1 protein-coding gene is annotated in these 892 nt (G+C 67.5%); it reads left to right on the plus strand.

Features of this window, described 5'->3' with window-relative positions:
* Positions 1–76: 76 nt before the first annotated feature.
* Positions 77–892: exosortase (gene xrt / locus B2W70_RS02610; RefSeq protein ID WP_286742550.1), on the plus strand; the 816-nt coding region annotated here is incomplete at its 3' end.

An 892-nucleotide genomic window follows, 5' to 3' on the forward strand; every position in this document is an offset into this window, starting at 1 on the left:
CCGCGAGCGCTGGGGCGGCCGCTTCAGGGGCCTCCGAAGCCGCTTCGTCCGCCTCTCAGCCCTGAGGGCTTGTGCCATGCAGTTGGGGCGCGCCGGGCTGCCGGTCCTGATCCTGGGGTGGCTGTGCCTGGCTGCCCCCACGCTTTGGGACTTCCTCTTTGGTGTGTGGTCCGGCTTCAGCCAGGGTCACGAGTTGCTGCTGCTCACGGTGGCCGGATGGCTCGTGTGGCGGCACCGCCATCCTGAAGATCGCCCCGCGCAGGGGTCCTGGCCAGCCTGGTTCTGGCTCGCCTGGGGGCTCGGGGTGCTGGCCTACGTCTTCGGGCGCTCGCAGGAATTCATCCGCATCGAGTTGCTGTCGGTGTGGTGGTTGGCGATGCTGTTGACCTGGCTGGCCAGGGGCTGGGCGGGTTTGCGCCGCACCTGGTTCGCCTGGCTGTTCTGCCTGTTCGCGATGCCTTTGCCTTTCGCGTTGGTGTTGATGCTGACCGCGCCTTTGAAGGAGGCGGTGTCGGCCCTGGCGGCGGGCATCCTCTCGGGTGTGGGCTACCCCATCGGGCGCAGCGGCGTGGTGCTGACCGTGGGGCAGTATCAGCTGCTGGTGGCCGAGGCCTGCGCAGGCCTGCACTCGATGTTCATCCTCGAGGCCATGGGTTTGCTCTACAGCCACCTGGCTGGGCACACCTCGCGCTGGCGCACGATCTGGCTGGCGATCATGGCCGTGCCGGTGTCCTTTGTGGCCAACGTGCTGAGGGTGATGATCCTGGTGCTGGTCACCCACCACTTTGGCGATGCGGCGGGGCAGGGGTTCATCCACGATTTCGCGGGCATCGTGCTCTTTGCGCTGGCCCTGGCCCTGATGGCCACCGTTGACTGGGTGCTGGGCTGGATC

This window comes from Aquabacterium sp. UBA2148 (assembly GCF_002328915.1).
Taxonomy (GTDB): Bacteria; Pseudomonadota; Gammaproteobacteria; order Burkholderiales; family Burkholderiaceae_C; genus Aquabacterium; species Aquabacterium parvum.